The 17103-nt window shown below is 57.9% G+C and carries 17 protein-coding genes; 5 read left to right on the plus strand and 12 right to left on the minus strand.

Going from position 1 to position 17103, the window contains the following annotated elements; all coding sequences use genetic code 11:
* Window positions 1–4 precede the first annotated feature (4 nt).
* The 11 genes from G6041_RS00075 to G6041_RS00125 form a co-directional block, all read right to left on the minus strand.
* Entirely contained in the window at window positions 5–3991 is a 3987-nt protein-coding gene (locus G6041_RS00075) for a conjugative transfer relaxase/helicase TraI domain-containing protein (RefSeq protein WP_341773915.1), read from the minus strand.
* 380 nt (window positions 3992–4371) lie between these two features.
* Window positions 4372–4794, minus strand: coding sequence for a DUF1380 family protein (locus tag G6041_RS00080; RefSeq protein WP_087601220.1), 423 nt, complete (start codon window positions 4792–4794; stop codon window positions 4372–4374).
* Between the two features lie 54 nt (window positions 4795–4848).
* Window positions 4849–5070 (minus strand): hypothetical protein, encoded by a 222-nt coding sequence (locus tag G6041_RS00085; RefSeq protein ID WP_087601221.1) that lies wholly within the window; start codon window positions 5068–5070, stop codon window positions 4849–4851.
* Entirely contained in the window at window positions 5067–5759 is a 693-nt protein-coding gene (locus G6041_RS00090) for a DNA methylase (protein WP_087601222.1), read from the minus strand. Before G6041_RS00090 ends, G6041_RS00085 begins: the two co-directional genes overlap by 4 nt.
* Before the next feature lie 355 nt (window positions 5760–6114).
* Window positions 6115–6906 (minus strand): hypothetical protein, encoded by a 792-nt coding sequence (locus tag G6041_RS00095; protein ID WP_087601223.1) that lies wholly within the window; start codon window positions 6904–6906, stop codon window positions 6115–6117.
* Between the two features lie 394 nt (window positions 6907–7300).
* Window positions 7301–7780: a hypothetical protein gene (locus tag G6041_RS00100; protein WP_087601224.1), complete on the minus strand. Its 480-nt coding sequence runs from the start codon at window positions 7778–7780 to the stop codon at window positions 7301–7303.
* 118 nt (window positions 7781–7898) lie between these two features.
* Window positions 7899–8693, minus strand: coding sequence for an N-6 DNA methylase (locus tag G6041_RS00105; RefSeq protein ID WP_087601225.1), 795 nt, complete (start codon window positions 8691–8693; stop codon window positions 7899–7901).
* A complete protein-coding gene (locus G6041_RS00110; RefSeq protein WP_048888201.1) occupies window positions 8693–8968 on the minus strand; it encodes a hypothetical protein in 276 nt (91 codons plus the stop codon). The genes G6041_RS00105 and G6041_RS00110 overlap by 1 nt, the downstream gene beginning before the upstream one ends.
* Before the next feature lie 380 nt (window positions 8969–9348).
* The gene (locus G6041_RS00115) at window positions 9349–9600 is read right to left on the minus strand and encodes a hypothetical protein (protein WP_080322041.1); all 252 of its coding nucleotides are present in this window, start codon (window positions 9598–9600) and stop codon (window positions 9349–9351) included.
* Between the two features lie 45 nt (window positions 9601–9645).
* On the minus strand, window positions 9646–10044 hold the full coding sequence (locus G6041_RS00120; RefSeq protein WP_080322040.1) for a plasmid partitioning/stability family protein: 399 nt from the start codon (window positions 10042–10044) through the stop codon (window positions 9646–9648).
* 4 nt (window positions 10045–10048) lie between these two features.
* Entirely contained in the window at window positions 10049–11005 is a 957-nt protein-coding gene (locus G6041_RS00125) for a plasmid segregation protein ParM (protein ID WP_080322039.1), read from the minus strand.
* 224 nt (window positions 11006–11229) lie between these two features.
* Here G6041_RS00125 and umuD point away from each other — a divergent pair, with 224 nt between their 5' ends.
* The 5 genes from umuD (at window position 11230) to G6041_RS00150 (ending at window position 15814) form a co-directional block, all read left to right on the plus strand.
* Window positions 11230–11664 carry a translesion error-prone DNA polymerase V autoproteolytic subunit gene (gene umuD, locus G6041_RS00130; RefSeq protein WP_048888148.1) on the plus strand — a complete coding sequence of 145 codons (435 nt, stop codon included), beginning with the start codon at window positions 11230–11232 and terminating at the stop codon, window positions 11662–11664.
* A complete protein-coding gene (locus G6041_RS00135) occupies window positions 11664–12938 on the plus strand; it encodes a Y-family DNA polymerase (RefSeq protein WP_080322038.1) in 1275 nt (424 codons plus the stop codon). The genes umuD and G6041_RS00135 overlap by 1 nt, the downstream gene beginning before the upstream one ends.
* A 446-nt stretch (window positions 12939–13384) precedes the next feature.
* A complete protein-coding gene (gene repE / locus G6041_RS00140) occupies window positions 13385–14131 on the plus strand; it encodes a replication initiation protein RepE (RefSeq protein ID WP_048888150.1) in 747 nt (248 codons plus the stop codon).
* Window positions 14132–14954: 823 nt separating this feature from the next.
* On the plus strand, window positions 14955–15098 hold the full coding sequence (locus G6041_RS00145; RefSeq protein ID WP_162618924.1) for a hypothetical protein: 144 nt from the start codon (window positions 14955–14957) through the stop codon (window positions 15096–15098).
* Entirely contained in the window at window positions 15095–15814 is a 720-nt protein-coding gene (locus tag G6041_RS00150) for a hypothetical protein (RefSeq protein ID WP_080322037.1), read from the plus strand. Before G6041_RS00145 ends, G6041_RS00150 begins: the two co-directional genes overlap by 4 nt.
* A 370-nt stretch (window positions 15815–16184) precedes the next feature.
* Here G6041_RS00150 and G6041_RS00155 read toward each other — a convergent pair whose 3' ends face one another.
* On the minus strand, window positions 16185–16943 hold the full coding sequence (locus tag G6041_RS00155) for a tyrosine-type recombinase/integrase (RefSeq protein ID WP_080322287.1): 759 nt from the start codon (window positions 16941–16943) through the stop codon (window positions 16185–16187).
* Window positions 16944–17103 lie beyond the last annotated feature (160 nt).

Here is a 17103-nt window from a genome sequence, read left to right on the forward strand (position 1 = left end):
CTGATTAACGTTCTTTCTGAATATGTCGGGTATGCCCGCGCTCTTCCTGCTCCGGCTGGCGGCCGCGTTCAGGCGCGGATTCCGGCCGGGGCAGTTCAGCGCGGCTCTGCTCTGCCAGCTCTGAGGCCACCCGCCCGGCAATCTGCTGCATGTCCATTGTTTTGCCGCTGTTCTGCAACAGTGCCTCGCCGGCCTCCTGCAGCAGCGCCTGTTTAACGGCGTTCTGGTCGCCACCGGTGGGCTGTGTTTCGTCTGCCACACGGCGAAGTACACCGGCGTCCGGGATAACCGGCAGTGCCGCTTCCCGGGCAGCTTTCTCGTCGGCTGGCAGAATAATGGGTTGCTCTTCGGGCAGCCGGATTTTTTCCTGCCCGTCGCGCAGCTGCATTTCCCTCTGGCGGGCCGCTTCAGCCCGGGCCTGCTCTGCCAGTTTCGCCAGCTCCTCTGCGGCACTGCCGGCGGCAAGGGCCCGCGCTTCGTCCTGAAGGTCCTGACGCAGCGCTTTGGGTATCACCACCGGTTTTTCTTCCGGCAGCGCGACAGTGCGGAACTGCTCCGGCTCTCCGCGGGAGAGTTTCAGCAGGTGGGCTGACGGTTTTTCCTCTCCGGTCTGCCACACCACCCCATCCTGCGGCCGGGCCCTGACGGTGTCCAGGGCTTCCTGCAGGCTGTTCACCACCACCGTTTTGCCGGAATGGCTGCGCTGCAGGACCGCGCCCCGGGCGCCTTCCGTTGCCACCAAGCGGGTCTCGCCCTGAGTCAGGCGGCCATTATCGCCGGCGACAACCGGAACGAGCGCCAGCCCCGCGCTTTTGCCGTTGTTGTCATACAGCGGCAGCGCCAGTGCCGGCTCCGGGTAACGCTTTGTGGCCGGGATAATCCGTGCCGTCATGCCCTGAGCCTCCATCCCCTGGTGACGCAGCCAGGTGCGGCCGATAGCGGTGCGGGCCAGCGGCTGGCCCATCGCCCAGATGGCCCGTGCCTGCTGGCGCTGCGTTTCCGGCTTCAGCGCATCGTGGGCCGTTTTTGCCTCCCGCTCCGGCATTTTCACCGCCTTAGTCCAGTCCGCCAGGCCATCCGTGTAAATCTGCACATGGTCTTTCGCACGGGAGGCGGAAATGTAAAACGCACGCTGCGAGGCCAGCGCCTTACGCCCCTCCTGCGTGCCTTCCAGTGAAATAACGTAATCACTGCTGGCCCCCTGCGCGCCGTAGCCGGTGACCGCCCAGGCATAATCAATATGCTGCTCGGCCAGCACCTCCTTCGGGTTAATCACTTTGCGCCCGGCCGTGCCGTTCAGCACCACGTCGCCGTTATCCTTCACCGCCTCCACCGTGTATTTCTGGTTACCGGCCTGCCCGCGGTCGCGGTCGGTGGCGGTAAAGCGCAGCTGGTCGCCGGCGCGCACTTCCATACTGCCACGGGTGAACAGCTCCACGTCGCCCACAACCAGCTCCCGGGGGGAGATAAGGGCGATTCTGCCTTCCTCGTCGCGCACCGTGACCAGCGAGCCGTTTTTGTCCACGGCCACCACGTCCTGATAGCGGTCGCCCCGTTTCACCACCATACCGGGCTGCCAGGCTGCGGTTTTGTTGAATGCATGGCGGGTGTGGCTGATTTTTTCCAGCACCGGCACGGTGACCGCTTCCTGCCCCAGTTCGCCACGGGCGGTCAGCGCCGCATGAATGCCGGCGTTCACGGCCTGGCGGTCGCGGTTCAGCTGGGTGATGATGATGGTGCGGCTGCGCGCATCCGGGTTACGCCCCAGCCAGTCCGCGACAATGGCTTCCACCGGCGAGTCCGTTTCCTGCACTGACGCGGCTGGCAGCGCCGCCCCGGCTTCCCGTGGCACGCGGTCGGGCGTGACGGAGGCAATACGCGACAGCGCCGCGTCAATACGGTTATCGATAATGTCCGACACCGCACTTTTCAGCTGCACGTCGCGCTGGCGAACAATCTCTTTCATGATGGCCACGTCCATCGGGCTGCGCTCCTGAACAAGCTTAAACGGCGCGCCTGAGTCCACCGCCTCGAACTGGGCGGTGTCCCCCATCGAGACGGCACGACCGCCGCCGGCGCGGATGGCCTGGTACAGCGCGGCCGTGTCCTGGTTCCCCACCATCGAGGATTCGTCAATCAGGAACATCCGGCCCTGGTAATCCGGTTTTTCCCCGCCGGCCACGCGCTGGTCATGCTCCACCAGGAAGGATTTCACCGTCTGCGCCACCACGCCCACTTCGCTCATTTCCTTCACCGCCTGGTGCGTGGGCGCCAGCCCCAGCAGCTCAGGCCGCCCGGCTTCCGGCAGGGTTTCAATGGCGGCTTTCACCGCCCGCACCTGGGTGGTTTTACCCACCCCGGCGTAGCCCTGCACGCCGACAAACTGGTCGCGGCTGCCGAGCACCATCTGCGTGGCCTGCTTCTGCCCGGCGGTCAGCCCGTCCAGCAGTTTCGGATCGACCTGCTCCAGCAGCGGCTGCTGCGTGTTCTTGCCCTCATCGATAACACGGATGATGGCTTTTTCCATCTCCCAGGTCGAACGGGCAATCAGCCGGGTTTCGCCGCGTACCGTAGCGGTCAGCAGTTCCCCGCTTTTCACCTGCGCGGCAATCTCGTCGCCAATGGCACCGATATCGTTATGGAGCGCCGTGGCGGCCGTGGTGAGTTTCAGCTCGCTGAACGACACCTCCCGCTGTTCGGCAATGGCGCGGGCAACGGCCAGCGCCGCCTCGCCTTTCACACCGTCACGCAGGGTATTCACGGCGTCGCTGACGTCGTCCTTACCGCTCAGGCTGCGGACCAGCTGCACCGGGGAGCTGCTGTGCCGCATGCGTTGCAGGCGGGCTTCCGCCCGGTCCTGGGTTTCGGCCGTGAACACCTCCGCCCGGTCCCCGCTCTGCGCCAGCGTGTTCATCATCTGTGCGGTGATATCGCGGCTGTTAAGCGCAGCCAGTACCACGCCTGACTCGTTGTCCCGACCGCCCGGGGCGGCGACGTAGCCGTGCGTGACATACAGCGGCCGGCTGGCCGGCAGCGTCAGGGTTTTCCCGTCACGCTGCACCTCAATGCCCGCCGGTGTGATGGCCGTGACATGCAGGCGGTCTTTTGCCTTAAGCCCGGTGGTACGGTCGGCGGCCACGGCCAGCAGTTTTTCTCCCTCGCTGATATTCAGCTGCTCGCTGTTGTAGAGCCGCCAGTCCGCCGTGAGACTGCTGATTTTATGGCGGGACAGCACGCCGTCACCGTCAACCAGCGACAGCATGCGCGTGTCATCATGGACGCGGTCAATAACATAGTGCTTCACCTCTCTGGCATTGCTGCGATCTTCCAGTACCTGGCCGGCGCGGTAGGAGCCGGGCTGCCGGCGGGTTTTGCTGTCCAGCCAGACCGGCGTGCGGGCTTCCACGGTGACACCGTCACGCTCAAGCTGCCCCGCGTTCTGCAGCGCATCCCGGATGAGGCCGGTCAGGTGTTTCTGCTCGCGCTGGCCCAGCACCACCGCCGTGACCGGCTCGCTGCCGGCGCTGAGTTCAGCGTAACGGTTGGCCAGCGCCTCATAGCGCACCCGCTTGTCCGGCAGGCTGATAACCGCCGTCTCCAGACCGGGGGCCGGTTCAGTACGCCGGCTGCGCGTCACGCCTGCGGCTTCCAGCACCGACATGGCATTGCCGTTTGCCTGGCGGCCGGCGCTGTCGAGAAAGACCAGCTGCGCGCCCTGCGCCCGGGCCTCGCCTGCAAGAATGAGGGTTTCCTTCAGCCCGAGCTTTTCAGCACCCTCAATAACCAGCGTGCTCTGCGGTTTCAGGGAAAACTCCCCGCTCAGTACCTGCTGCCGGCTGATTAACCGCTCCTTCAGCGTGTCCGACCGGGCAAGCGACGTGGCGCGTTCGGCGGAGCTGGCCAGCACTTTCACCTCACGGCCGTGGGCGGTAGAGAGTTCAGTCACCTGTTCGGCCAGTTCGCGGATATGCGCCTTCGATACGGGTGGCAACAGGGATCACTGCTGAAGTCATACGTCCTCCACGGTTAAAGAGTTAACAGGTCCGGCTTACGCCGTGCCGCCACAGAAGACCGGCGTAAAGTGGAGGATGCAGGGGCGGCACCGCAAGCCGCAGCGCAAGCCATTCGCGGGCTGAATGCGCCGTGAATGGCGCGAACGGGTGAGGATGACGGCGGCAGCGGACCCTTGCAGCCGGAGCGGCCGGGCTACCGTGAAGGCACGGCGTATGCCGTCGCCACGCCGGCGTATCAGAGGGCGTATTCTGTCCCGTCGTCGTCCGGAGGCCGGCGGCGGATAAAAGCGGAAGGAACTGACATTTTTTTTGCAGTGGATCGTCACAGGTAAGCCGGGGGTACTCCCCCGGCACATATTCAGGCCGCCAGTGCGTCTTTAAGTGCGCAAATATCGTTCCTCGCCTTCTGAACAGATTCCGGTTCGACCCTGCCGGCTTCCCATGCCTGCCCGGCCCGGTGCTCCAGCTCGCACTCATAGTCGCGCAGGACGCGGGACAGGAGCATAGCCGGGACGCTGACCAGCTGGTTTGCTGCTTCCCTCTGACGGGTCAGGAGATCGCTGACGGTCGCATTTGTCACCCCCTCCCGGCGGTAATCCGCCATTTTCACCGCGCCGAGCGCCTTCATCACGGCACGGATTTCAGCTGCCTCCGGTTCGGGCTGGAGTTCACGGCAAGCCACAGCTATCCCTTCCTCCGTCCAGACCAGCAGGGTCAGGGGTTCGTCAGAGGTGAACATTTTTTCCAGCTGCTCGCAGAGTTCTTCTCGGGTTCCGTACATAGTCTTTCTCTCTTTTTGGAGTTAACAGGCCGGGCAGTGGCCCGGCGGGGTCAGTTAGTCCTGAAAGGACTCGTCAAGGATCAGTGCTTCGCGGTACGCATCCAGTAGCAGGGCGTTAATCCGTCGCAGGGTCTGCGCGGCCATGCGTTCAGTAAGTGTTGCCGCGTCGTGCCGGTGCTGCGATTCGAGGCGGTTCAGCAACATCCGCACGTCACACATGGCGTTGCTGAGCGCAGCCACGTCCGCACGCAGGAGTTCAAGGCCCGGATAGTTCATGCCGCCTCCGGATAATCGGGATAAAACGAACCGTCGTTGGCTGCCGGCATTCTTCTCGCCCTTTCAACCTGTGCCAGACGGCGCACGCCAGCGGCGTGGTACTCTTCAAGCATCTCGATGCCTATATAGCGACGGCTGGCTTCGGCCGCTGCCACACAGGTGGAGCCTGAACCGGCAAACGGGTCGAGGACAATAGCCCCCGGCCGTGTCAGGGATTCAATCAGTGGGCGCAGGCTTTGCACGGGCTTCTCGGTCGGGTGGTGGTAGTTGCCCGTGTATTTCCAGGGGATCACATCCGGGACAGGGCGGTCCGGTGTCTGCGGCCGCCCTTTCGCCAGCAGGTAAGCGCTCTCATGGGTGTAGCCCACAAAGGTCGATTTAGAAGCATAACTCTTGGCAAAGACGATATGGCCGACAATCCGGAAGCCAGCAGCTTTCCACGCATTCAGGAACAGATCTGCGCGGTTCCAAGCGTAAAAGCTCACCATCAGGCTGTCATTTTTCAGCACGCGGTACATTTCGTGGCACGCCGGCTGGAGCCATTCCGCCGAATTGTCCCCGGCCAGCGTGCGGCCTGTACGATCCCTGTAGCCGACGAGATACGGCGGATCGGTGAGAATAAAATCAACGGCACGCGCCGGAAAACGAGACATTACCTGCACGCAGTCACCCAGAATAAAACGGGACATGGACACTCTCCTCTCTGATATACGGCACCCTGTTGCGCCGTGCCGACACGACAGCCCGGCGCAAGTGGAGGATGCAGGGGCGGCACCGCAAGCCGCAGCGCAAGCCATTCGCGGGCTGAATGCGCCGTGAATGGCGCGAACGGGTGAGGATGACGGCGACAGCGGACCCTTGCAGCCGGAGCAGCCGGGCTACCGTGAAGGCACGGCGTATGCCGTCGCCACGCCGGCGTGTCAGAGGGCATATTCAGTCCGGTGCGGGCCGTGCCCGGCGCCGGAAAGGAAAAGCGGAGTGAAACGACATCCTTTTACTGTCAGTGAAAAGGCGGCGGCCTGCCTGCAGGCCACCTGCCCGGCGCTACGCCGCCCTGCGGAACGAGGCAAAGGCGTTCAGCGTCTCGCTAATTTCCCGGCGCGCCTCCGTTACCGCGTCACGAACCCAGTCACGCTCAAACCATTCCCGCCACGGCTGGCCCGGATGGCGCATCACATCCGGGATCACTGACTGACCGTACACATGACCGGTACGCGCGCAGGTCACGCTGACTTCCAGCGTTCTCAGGGTGGCGCCCTCGTTCAGGATGGCCTCCAGACAGCTGTCCTGCAGTTCCTCATCCCACGGCAGCCCGTATCCCCCTGCCGGCTCCACTTCGGTAATAGTGACGGTAAAATTCGGGGTCCGGTGATGGCGGATGACCGCATTGTCCCAGGAGGGATTAATGGCCTCCATCAGCCGGTAGCCGTCTGCCGCCACGCTGCCGCACAGGTCGTTAATTTCCCGGCGCAGGGCGGCAAGTAAGCGGCGCATCAGCGGCTCGCTCATGGTTTCCGGCCAGTCCTCATATTCCAGCGTGATCGTGCCGGCGTGCGCGTAATGATTTGCCAGGCTGTTCCGGCTCAGAACGATGTTCAGGTTGCTCTCGCCGATACAGTTATCCATTTCCCGCCAGTCCTGCTCGCTGAGGTAGCCGCGCCCGGCCAGCTCCGGCAGCAGTTTCAGGATGCAGTAAGTATGAATGCGGCCGTAAAACGCGACGCCGTCCCCCTGGCAGTATGAAAGGTTGGTTTCGATATCGAGGTCGTCAGGCCAGCCGCGTTCTACAAGCTGGTTGTGACAGTGGCGGCGGATCAGGGTGTATGCGGTATTCACGGGGATTCTCCTCAGTTCAGCTGCGGCGCCATTTACGCCGTGCCGGCACGACAGCCCGGCGTAAAGCGGAGGAGGCAGGGGCGTCACCGGAAGCCGCAGCGCAGCAGGAAACGGGCTGAATGCACCGTTTCCTGTGAGAACGGGTGAGGATGACGGCGGCAGCGGACCCTTGCCGCCGCAGCGGCCGGGCTAAAGTAGAGGCGCGGCGCTGACACCCGCCGCCGCGGTGGATACCGTGGCGGCATAAAAGCGGAGGAAACCGACTTCCTTGTAGTGTGGGGGCTGACTGGCGGTTATGTGCCAGGAACGAACTTTGTATGCAGGGAGTGGGTTAAATACCCGGTACGTAACAGTATCGGGTATTTACGCACCAGAAACGAAGGTCAGGCCTTATTCAGGGCTGGCTGTCCGTCAGCATGACGGAATAGTGAATACCCTGCGGCAGACTGATTGAGACTGGCTTATTGAGTGACAGCGGGACTGTCTGCGGTGCAACAGGTATAGCCTTGATACTGTCTCCCACCAGGCGGCCATTCACGTATCGCTCATGATCGTAGTAATTTATCTCCCCACTGATCTCGGCTACCCGGCTTCCTTTACCGGAAGATAAATCAATATACATCGTCGCTGCGGCAAATTTTCTGTCCAGCTCAGAGCTGAATGCTTTCCCCGGCAACGGACGGAGTGCATAGAGTATCAAATGCCGGTCATTGGCTTTTTTCAGAAGGCTGTCTGCGGTTACGGTTACTGTGGTTGGCCCTGAAACAGATGACTGCATTTCCGTTTTCAGGTACTGCGTTCCGTTTTCTGAGGTTACAGAACTGCATCCCATCAGCGCCAGGCATAAGACAGTGATTCCTGTCATTCTGTTCATTCATCTTTCCTTTTTGATTACCACTGATAATGATCTCTCTGTCAGTATCGGCATGTAACACAAATGATTGATGTTTTTGTAACTGAACAGCAGCGGGCCGGGCCCGCTGCCGGAAAGGTTAAGCAATACCGGCCAGGAACTGCCGCATGGCCTGAATCCGCTCATGGGAGTGAATACGGTCGGGCCAGTTTTCAATCCAGTACACCGGCGTGCAGCGGGTCCGGCTGACGGTCAGGTTCAGCGTGTTGCCGGTGTGCACTATCGCCGGGATACCCAGCAGGCTGAGCTGAATGAAGGTCATGTCGGCCGCCACCGGATCGATGTCCGTCGTGGTGACAAGCAGCTGCGTTGACGGGTTATAACCGGCATTAAGCATGGCTTCGGCAAAGGCGATAACCATGCCCCCTGCCCCGCTGGTCGGTTCATCCAGCGTCACCCACGGGCAGCGCTTCAGCTGCTGCTCAATATCGCCGGTCAGCACACTGGCCATCAGGCGGGAAAGACTGTAGGGCGTGAAGAACTGGCCCATATCACCGGAGCCCAGCTCCAGCTCCATAAAGACCGAGCCGAGAAAATCCTGAAACCCGCCTTCCAGCGCAGCAACCAGCAGGCAGAACAGATTCTTCAGTTTCTGCAGGTCAGCAGGCTGGTAACGGTCACAGATTTTGCGGCTGCGCTCGATGTTTTCCGGCGTGCGGACACGGGTGATATCAAGCTCACTGGCCGCCAGGGTAATGAAGTCGCTGAACACATCCCACCGGCGCAGGTAAGGCGCGGTATGCCGGAACTCACTGACAAACTGCCGGCGCGCCACGTCCCCCGTGACCATACGCGGCGTTACTGCCGCAGGGGCCGGACGTGACTGAATGCCGGCAGCGTCGCTCATGGCGTCAAAGATGGAGAGCTGTGACATTATGCGGCCTCCCCGGTCAGTACGCGGAAAAAGCCGTCCATCGGCGCCGCAATGGCGACCGGCCACCCGTCGGCGAGCCAGACGGAGTAATAATCCGGCCCTTCCTCGTCAAACGCCGTCAGTTCCTCGGCTCCGGCCGGTGGGGTGAAACTTTGCGGCTGCGCCTGGCAGGCAGAGACTTCCTCGACGTAGTAAAACAGGTCCAGAATATGGCTGGTTTTGAGTGATGATTCTTTAGATTCTTTTGCTGCGGTGTTGACGTTCTGCTGTGTCATGTTGCTTCTCCTCTGTGAGTGATGTGATGTTTCTCTGAGTTCCTTCGCCGCATCAGCAGGCACGCCGCACGGTAAACGGCAGCCGCAGGGGAGAACGGCAAGGCCGCAGCCCGCAGGGACCGGGCGCCGCCGTTCAGCTTCAGCGGCCCTTGCGGCAGCCGTCCGTGTGGCACAGTCCTGCGCGGTGAAAGGAACGGGGAGACATCACCCGGGAGAAAGTGGAGAACATGACACAGCCCCGGCACGCATGGCGGGCCGGTCACTGAAGCGACGGCGGTGCCGGCGCGGTGAAAGCGCGGTGGCCGCAGGCCACCTGAAGCGCCCGGATGCAGGCATAAAAAAACCCGCCGGGTGGCGGGCTTCAGCAGGCAGCTGCGTGGTCAGCGCGGTTTCTTTTCTTCATCGAAGGCCAGCAGAATGCCGGCACACATCATGGCGGCATAGCCCAGCTGCAGGAGAATTTTCGCTACAGGCGGCATATCCCAGATGATAAGCGGAACGATAAGCAGGACGCTGCCCAGCAGCATTCTCCGGCCGATTTTTTTGCAGCCTGCCGCCAGCTGCGCATCCGGAACGCCGGCACGCCGCAGCAGGGAGCAGGTCAGTGCTTCAGCACGTTGTTTCATGGTCATCAGGCTGCACCTTTCTTGATATTGCCGGCGCGGCAGGCATCATCGTTAATCTGTCTGCTGCCCGAACATGCTTCTGGCATTGTTGCGGGTTTCATCCTGCGCGCCGTCCTGTTCCGGTCTGGCCGCCGGTGCTCTGGTCGCCATGGTGGTCTGCCCTGCAGGGCGGCGTTCACCAAACGCGTCCATCTCTTCAGGAAACACGGCCTTCATCAGCAGGATCACTTCATCGAATGTGGTCGCATCGTTCAGCAGCTCGGCCAGCATATGCGGCAGCCGTGCATCCTGCTTACGCAACGCAAAGCCGGCCAGCAGTGCCGACCGCCAGAGCTTGCCCCGCTCTCCCTGCGGGGTCCGGTCAATCTCATCGCAGACATATTTGTCCGCGTCATTTGTTTCCGGGTTGAGATAAAAAGTGATTTTGCGACGCGTATCCTGCTTGTCCATATCATTAACCAATTGCGTACATACCGTTGACCAGGTCGAACTGCGGATTGTCGCTCTGCCAGAAGCGATCTTCGTGTACGCCGCAGTGTTGTCTGACCGCTCCGGCGATGAGCTCAGCCCCGCCGCCGATAACCATAACATGAGAATAGCCCTCAAAGCTGCTGATTGCTTCCAGCACGCGGTTCACCAGACGCTGCTGAGAATCCCGCAGCGCGTCTGTCACCATGCCGAGACGGGAAGTGTCATTCACTCGTTTGCGCAGGAACGCTTCATCGTTACGGTGGATAATAATTTCATCCGCGAGGTAGCTGCTGCCCCGGGTGCGGGCCAGCGCCAGCGCCTCGCGCACCTCTTCGGTCATCAGCGAAACGCCAAGCGAGGAATTTCCGTAGATACGGGAAATGCCGCGCATACGGGCCATCACATGCGAGATATCCAGCGTTGTACCGCCCAGGTCCACAATCAGCAGCGAATCCAGGTCGTCCAGCTCCTTCACCACTTCGTAGCCTGCAGGGATGGATTCGGGCATCACCTGCACGTTCCGGATACGGAACGTCTCTCCGCCATTCAGCGATACCGGCCGTAACAGGCTTGCCTGTTTACGGCGAATATTGTCCTGGTTCGGCTGGTTGTCCCGGTTATAGAACTCAGCCAGCGGCAGCGTCACCACGATATCGATATCCTGCGGCTTCAGCCCGGTCTGCAGCAGCGCATGATGTACGGCAACCACATTCACGTCACTGTACTGCCAGGCAATATTGGTCGTGACAATGGCATTCGGGCTGATGGGATCATACGAATAGTTTTCGCCATTCAGCGTGTAGTTGAAGGTGTCCTGTCCGCCGAACGCCACGGCCCATTCACGCTTGAAGCTGTTGGGGCTGATGGCCCGTTTAATTTCGCCGTCCTCATTCCACTGCAGCTTGATATTGGTTGAGCCGTCATCGATGAAGATTTTCATGGTGAATCCTTATGAGATTTTATTGATATTTTTAAGAGATAAATAAGAGAACAATTGAGATTATACAGAGAACTCGCGCGAGTGGAAGAACTTAAAAGAGAAAAATTAGAGAACTATAAATGCATTTAAAGGGATGTATTGAGAATACTTACCGCTTCGCTTGTCAGAACACTGGCGGGCTATTACTGTATATATAAACAGTATAAAAATAACGGTGAAACGAGATGGCATCCATTCACTTGTTTTGTGCGCCTTTTGAAACAGAAACATTAGCGCTTCCGCTCTTTCTGGAACGCTGCCAGGCAGGCTTTCCTTCCCCGGCTCAGGACTATGTCGAGGCTGAGCTGGATCTGAACGACTACTGTGTCTGGCACCGTAACGCGACATTTTACGTCCGCGCCAACGGTGACAGCATGACGGATATCGGCATCCGCAGCGGTGATGTGCTGGTTGTGGACCGGGCAGAAAAACCGCAGCACGGTGATATCGTCATCGCGGCCGTGGGAAACGAGTTTACTGTCAAGCAGCTGCTGCTCAGGCCGCGGCTGGCCCTGCAGCCAATGAACCCGGAATATCCTCCCCAGTACCCCAACCCGGACGATCTGCAGATATTTGGCGTGGTGACGCACAGCATTCATCGCCTGAAGGAGCGCCGGTGATGTTTGCTCTGGCGGATGTGAACTCGTTTTATGCCAGCTGTGAAAAGGTTTTCCGGCCGGATCTGCGCAGCAGGCCGGTGGTGGTGCTCAGCAATAATGACGGCTGCGTGATTGCACGCTCAAAAGAAGCAAAGCTTCTGGGTATCAAAATGGGAACCCCCTGGTTTCAGCTGAAGGCAGCCCGGTTTACGGAGCCGGTGGTGGCGTTCTCCAGCAATTACGAGCTGTATGCCTCGATGAGCAACCGCGTGATGTCCTGCCTGGAAGAGCTGGCGCCGCGGGTCGAGCAGTACAGCATTGATGAGATGTTCCTGGACATCCGCGGTATCGACCGCTGCCTGGAATTTGAGGATTTCGGGCGCCAGCTGCGCAGCTACGTGCTGACCTGCACAGGCCTCACTATCGGTGTCGGTATGGGCCCGACAAAAACGCTGGCCAAATCAGCGCAGTGGGCGTCAAAAGAATGGCCGCAGTTCCGCGGCGTGCTGGCGCTGACGCCCGGTAACCGCCGGCGAACGGAAAAGCTGCTGTCGCTGCAGCCGGTGGAAGAACTGTGGGGCGTCGGCCGGCGTATTGCGAAGAAGCTGAATCAGCTGGGGATCACCACGGCCCTGGACCTTGCCCGTGCTAACCCCACGTTCATCAGGAAACACTTCACCGTTGTACTCGAGCGCACCGTGCGCGAACTGAACGGAGAGAGCTGCATCACCCTGGAAGAAGCCCCGCCACCGAAGCAGCAAATCGTCTGCAGCAGGAGCTTTGGAGAACGTATCACGACGTATGAAGCCATGCGGCAGGCCATCTGCCAGTATGCGGAGCGTGCTGCGGAGAAACTGCGGGAAGAACGCCAGTATTGCCGGCATATCGCCGTGTTTGTGAAAACGTCACCGTTCGCGGCCGGTGAGACGTATTACGGCAACGTGGCCAGCGAAAAACTGCTCACCCCTACCCGGGACACCCGTGACGTCATAGCAGCCGCTGTAAAGGCGCTGGACCGTATCTGGACAGACGGGCATCGCTATGCAAAGGCCGGCATCATGCTGAATGAATTCACGCCCACCGGCGTGGCGCAGCTGAACCTGTTCGACGAACATCAGCCCCGCCCCGGCAGCGAGCAGCTGATGAAGGTTCTGGATGGCATTAATAACTCCGGGCTTGGCAAAGTGTTTTTTGCCGGACGGGGTATTGCTCCGGAGTGGCAGATGAAACGCGAGATGCTTTCTCCGGCCTACACGACGCGCTGGAAGGACATTCCCGTTGCGGTAGTCAGATAGGCTTAACCGTCTTTGAATGAGCCGCCAGTGCTCGCCGCAGACAAGTGACCGGGCGCAGCCCGCGAACGGTCGAGGAAGCGCAAGGGAGCCGTTTGTTGCATATACTGCGGACGCACTAACCTCACAGAAAGTCTTCTTTGTACTTATCCACTTATCCACCGCCTGTTTTTAAAAGGATCTTTTTAAAGGTGTTTTTAGATCTACTTTTTTAGACGGTACGGTAGCCCAGTGCTGACGCGGTCCACAGGCTGATGAGTGTGACAAATTGCCCTTTTACTGTGACAAGTTGCCCTTAAAACCCCCTTCTAATCGTGACAAACTGCCCTTAAGTCTGTGACAAATCGCCCTCACGGGTAGCGCCTTATCACAGGGTTATTCATGGTTGTTGACTATTTCAGATTAAGTGTGACAATCTAAAAACCTGTCACAAATAAAACAAAATCACCATGACTGATATTGCGCTGATCAACCAAAAAAAACGCAGGAACAGCCCCCGGATTGTCCAGTCAAACGAGCTGACGGAAGCGGCTTACAGCCTTTCCCGTGATCAAAAGAGAATGCTCTATCTCTTTGTAAATCAAATCCGTACTTCCGACGGCTCGCTTCAGGAACATGACGGTATTTGTGAGATTCAGGTCGCTCAGTATGCTTCGACTTTCGGCCTTACCTCAGCTGAGGCCAGCAAGGATATCAGGCAGGCGCTGAAAGGCTTCGCGGGCAAGGAAGTGGTGTTTTACCGGCCTGAAGAGGATTCCGGTGATGAGAAAGGTTATGAGTCGTTCCCGTGGTTCATCAAGCGCGCGCACAGCCCATCCAGAGGCATCTACAGCGTGCATATCAACCCTTACCTCATCCCGTTCTTCATTGGCCTCCAGAATCGTTTCACACAGTTCCGTCTGAGCGAAACGAAGGAAATCACCAATCCTTATGCCATGCGCCTTTACGAATCGCTGTGCCAGTACAGAAAAGCTGACGGCTCTGGCGTGGTTTCGCTGCGTGTGGACTGGATCATGGAACGCTACCAGCTTCCGCAGAGCTACCAGCGTATGCCGGACTTTCGTCGTCGTTTCCTTCAGGCCAGTGTGGATGAGATCAACAGCCGCACCCCTATGCGCCTTTCATATATTGAAAAAAAGAAAGGCCGACAGACCACTCATATTGTATTTACTTTCAGTGACATACACGCAGAATAACTGTTTTCCCTGAGTGCAGTTTGTCACATTTCTCAGGGCAATCCGTCACATTACGACAGGCCAGAAAAGGCAATTTGTCACGTAGCCGGGTTCTGGTGAGGGCAAATTGTCACACTTTGCTGGCTGCGTTTGCGTATTTTTCCTCATATTCCTTGTCATCCTGTCTTACTTGTCCAGAAAAACGTCCCGACAAGGTAATTGAGGGTGATATGTCACTTATCCCGTGAGGGTGATTTGTCACAGTAAGGAGGCCGGGGTTGGATAAATATTTTTGAGGGTAGTTTGTCGTATGTTTGAGGGCAGATTGTCACACTCAGGGTTCTTTTTGTGCTTGCCGCTGCCCTCCAACAGTATTCAGTATGAATTTCTTTTGTAATACAAACTGTCTGAAGTTCTTATACATAACGCGTTAGGTTGAATTCATTTTGTAGTACATAACCAATACTCATTGGTCCTTTTTTGTATTCCAGATGCATGCTATTTGCATTCAATATGTAATACATGAGTATTACATAAATTGATGATAGAAGCCCGTTTCATGGGTTTCTTTAAACTCTTCTTCATCTTATGCAGGAGAATCCAGAACCTGCACGTCGATATACAAGTTCTATTATCTCATGGTGAACCCGTGACATTTTGACATTTACTAGAGCCCAGGCTCTTATGAACTGGTTAATGAAAAGTAAAAACCATACAATGTAAATATAACAATATGATTTTATTGGATAAAATCATGAATATTTTATTTTTACTTGTCACCGATATCTAGAAAGAACGTCGTCGGGTACATAAAATTGGCTTCAAGTTAATTCTGGAGGCGAACATGGATACTTTCTTGCTCATTGTGTTGGTTATTAAATTTCTCATGGCTAATGTTGTTCCGTTTGTGCTGGTTTGCATGGCGTCTTCTCTACTGCTGGCCATGCTGGCAGTTGTGCTGCATTTAATGAAAGGGATTATCAAATGAGACGAGTTCCGTGGGTCCGTATGCCCTCATCCTGGATTTTGCAGGATGGGCTGCGTACTTTTTTATGGAAAGAAGATTCACTCGGCAAACCGGCCCTTAAAATCGCCGCATTAAGGTGCTACATAGTTATCGCCATGCATCTTGAGCTTCGTTATAAGGAGTCCGATCCTTTTGGTGGGCTGGTTGAAGAACATGTCGCCATTATCAGCTATACAAAATTGTCTGAAATGGCAGGCATAAGCCGGGCATCCTTGTCCGGGGGACTCCATGTTCTTGAACAAAATGGAGTCATTACCAGGGAGCTGGAAGGCCGGAATAATGTGTACCGAGTGACAGGATTTAATGGTAATAACGGATGGTGCAAACTGCCATGCAGGGCATTGTTGAGTAGTGATTTAAGGACCCTTAAACCATTTCAGGATCGGCCACTTAGGAGTAAGAAAGAGCTTTATGCGCTTAAAATGTATCTTTATCTCTGTGCTGTCAGGGATAACCGGACACTGCCTGTTGTCGCATCCTATGAAAAGATTAATGCGGCTACGAGCATACCCGAGAGAGAAATACCCGGTGCGTGGGCTTATCTTATAGGCATTGGATTACTTTCACATGTCAGTAAAAAGGAGCCAGATGTCGCAGGTAAAATCAGGCACGCCAATGAATATTACCTCATGGGCTATCGGGATCTGGTTATGACTCAATCCGGACCCAAAAAATAAATACCATTGTAATACATAAGAACTACAAATGTATTTATTTAGTAATTCATCTTTACTGCTCTTGCATAGCATGGACAGAATGCAGCTCTCTTTTTCACATCTCTGCGTTGCTGAAAATTCAAGCAGAAAAAAATGAGCCAGCAAAAAAACACTCGTCGCCAGAATAGCTGTTACCACCCTAGTCGCAGATTCTATTTATGAGATAAACGGACTGACGGGCGACTTCACCTCCCTTATCCGTGTGGAGAGCATACATTCCCGGGTTCCGTCGCTGTCATCCGCCACTCTGATCCGGATTGGCAGGCCCAGGCTGATAGCCTGAAGATTACACTGAATACATCAGTAGGGCCGTTTCCTGCCCCCCTCCTCATCAGCCGTTCCCGCGCAGCAACTGCAGCGCGTCCGGCGTGTCCATCGTAAAGCGTACCTGCTGGCTTGCCGCCACGTCGAGCGCGAAGATCTTCGTGTACACCTCGGTGGACTCGTACTTCTCATGGCCCATCAGCCCCTGCAGAACCTTCGGATGAACGTGACCGTACAGCAGGTGCATCGCAAAACTGTGCCGGAATGTGTGGGGCGTGACGGCAATGCTGAACCTGACGCCGTCGCGCCCGGCCGCGTCCACCGCCCGGGCCAGCCAGTTACGCACCGTGCGATCGGAGACATCCCACACTGGTCGTGCCCGCCGTTCGCCGGTGAGGGGGTCGTTCTCAAACGTCTCCCGTGTGCTGGCAAAGAGCCGGCGCAGCTCCTCCACATAAGCCGGGTCGGAAAGCGGAACCACGCGGTTGGCGCTTTTGCCTTTCTTCGGGCGGCCGCCGCCGGCGCGTCGCTGTTTGGCGGTGCGGATCACCACATGCGGAATGTCCTCGTTCAGGTGGAAGTCACGGCGCTTCAGCGCCAGCGCTTCATTAATACGGGCGCCGGTGTTCCACAGCGTATTGATGAGGCCGTGCTGATACCAGTCCGGAAAGTAGTGCAGCAGCGCGGTGACCTCCGGCGCCAGCAGATAGCGGGGCAGCTCGGCGTAGTGCATGGCCATGCTGCGCAGCGCCAGGGCACGGCCGTAATCAGGAATCGCCGGCACGGGAGCTGCTGTCAGCAGCGGGCTGTGAAGGGGAAGGGACATATCACCTCATCGGTAAGTTGCGCTGCGTAAAATCCGGTGATGTACACCCCCGTGACACCTCCAGATTTCACGCAGCGCAATCTGCTTACAGTATGACGTTATTTTCGCCGCCGTCAGGCCGCGACGCCACCGGAAAAACCCGCGGAGCAGGCCGCGCAGA

Origin of the sequence: Cronobacter sp. HA18003 (assembly GCF_011605905.1) — a bacterium.
Lineage (GTDB): Bacteria > Pseudomonadota > Gammaproteobacteria > Enterobacterales > Enterobacteriaceae > Cronobacter > Cronobacter sakazakii.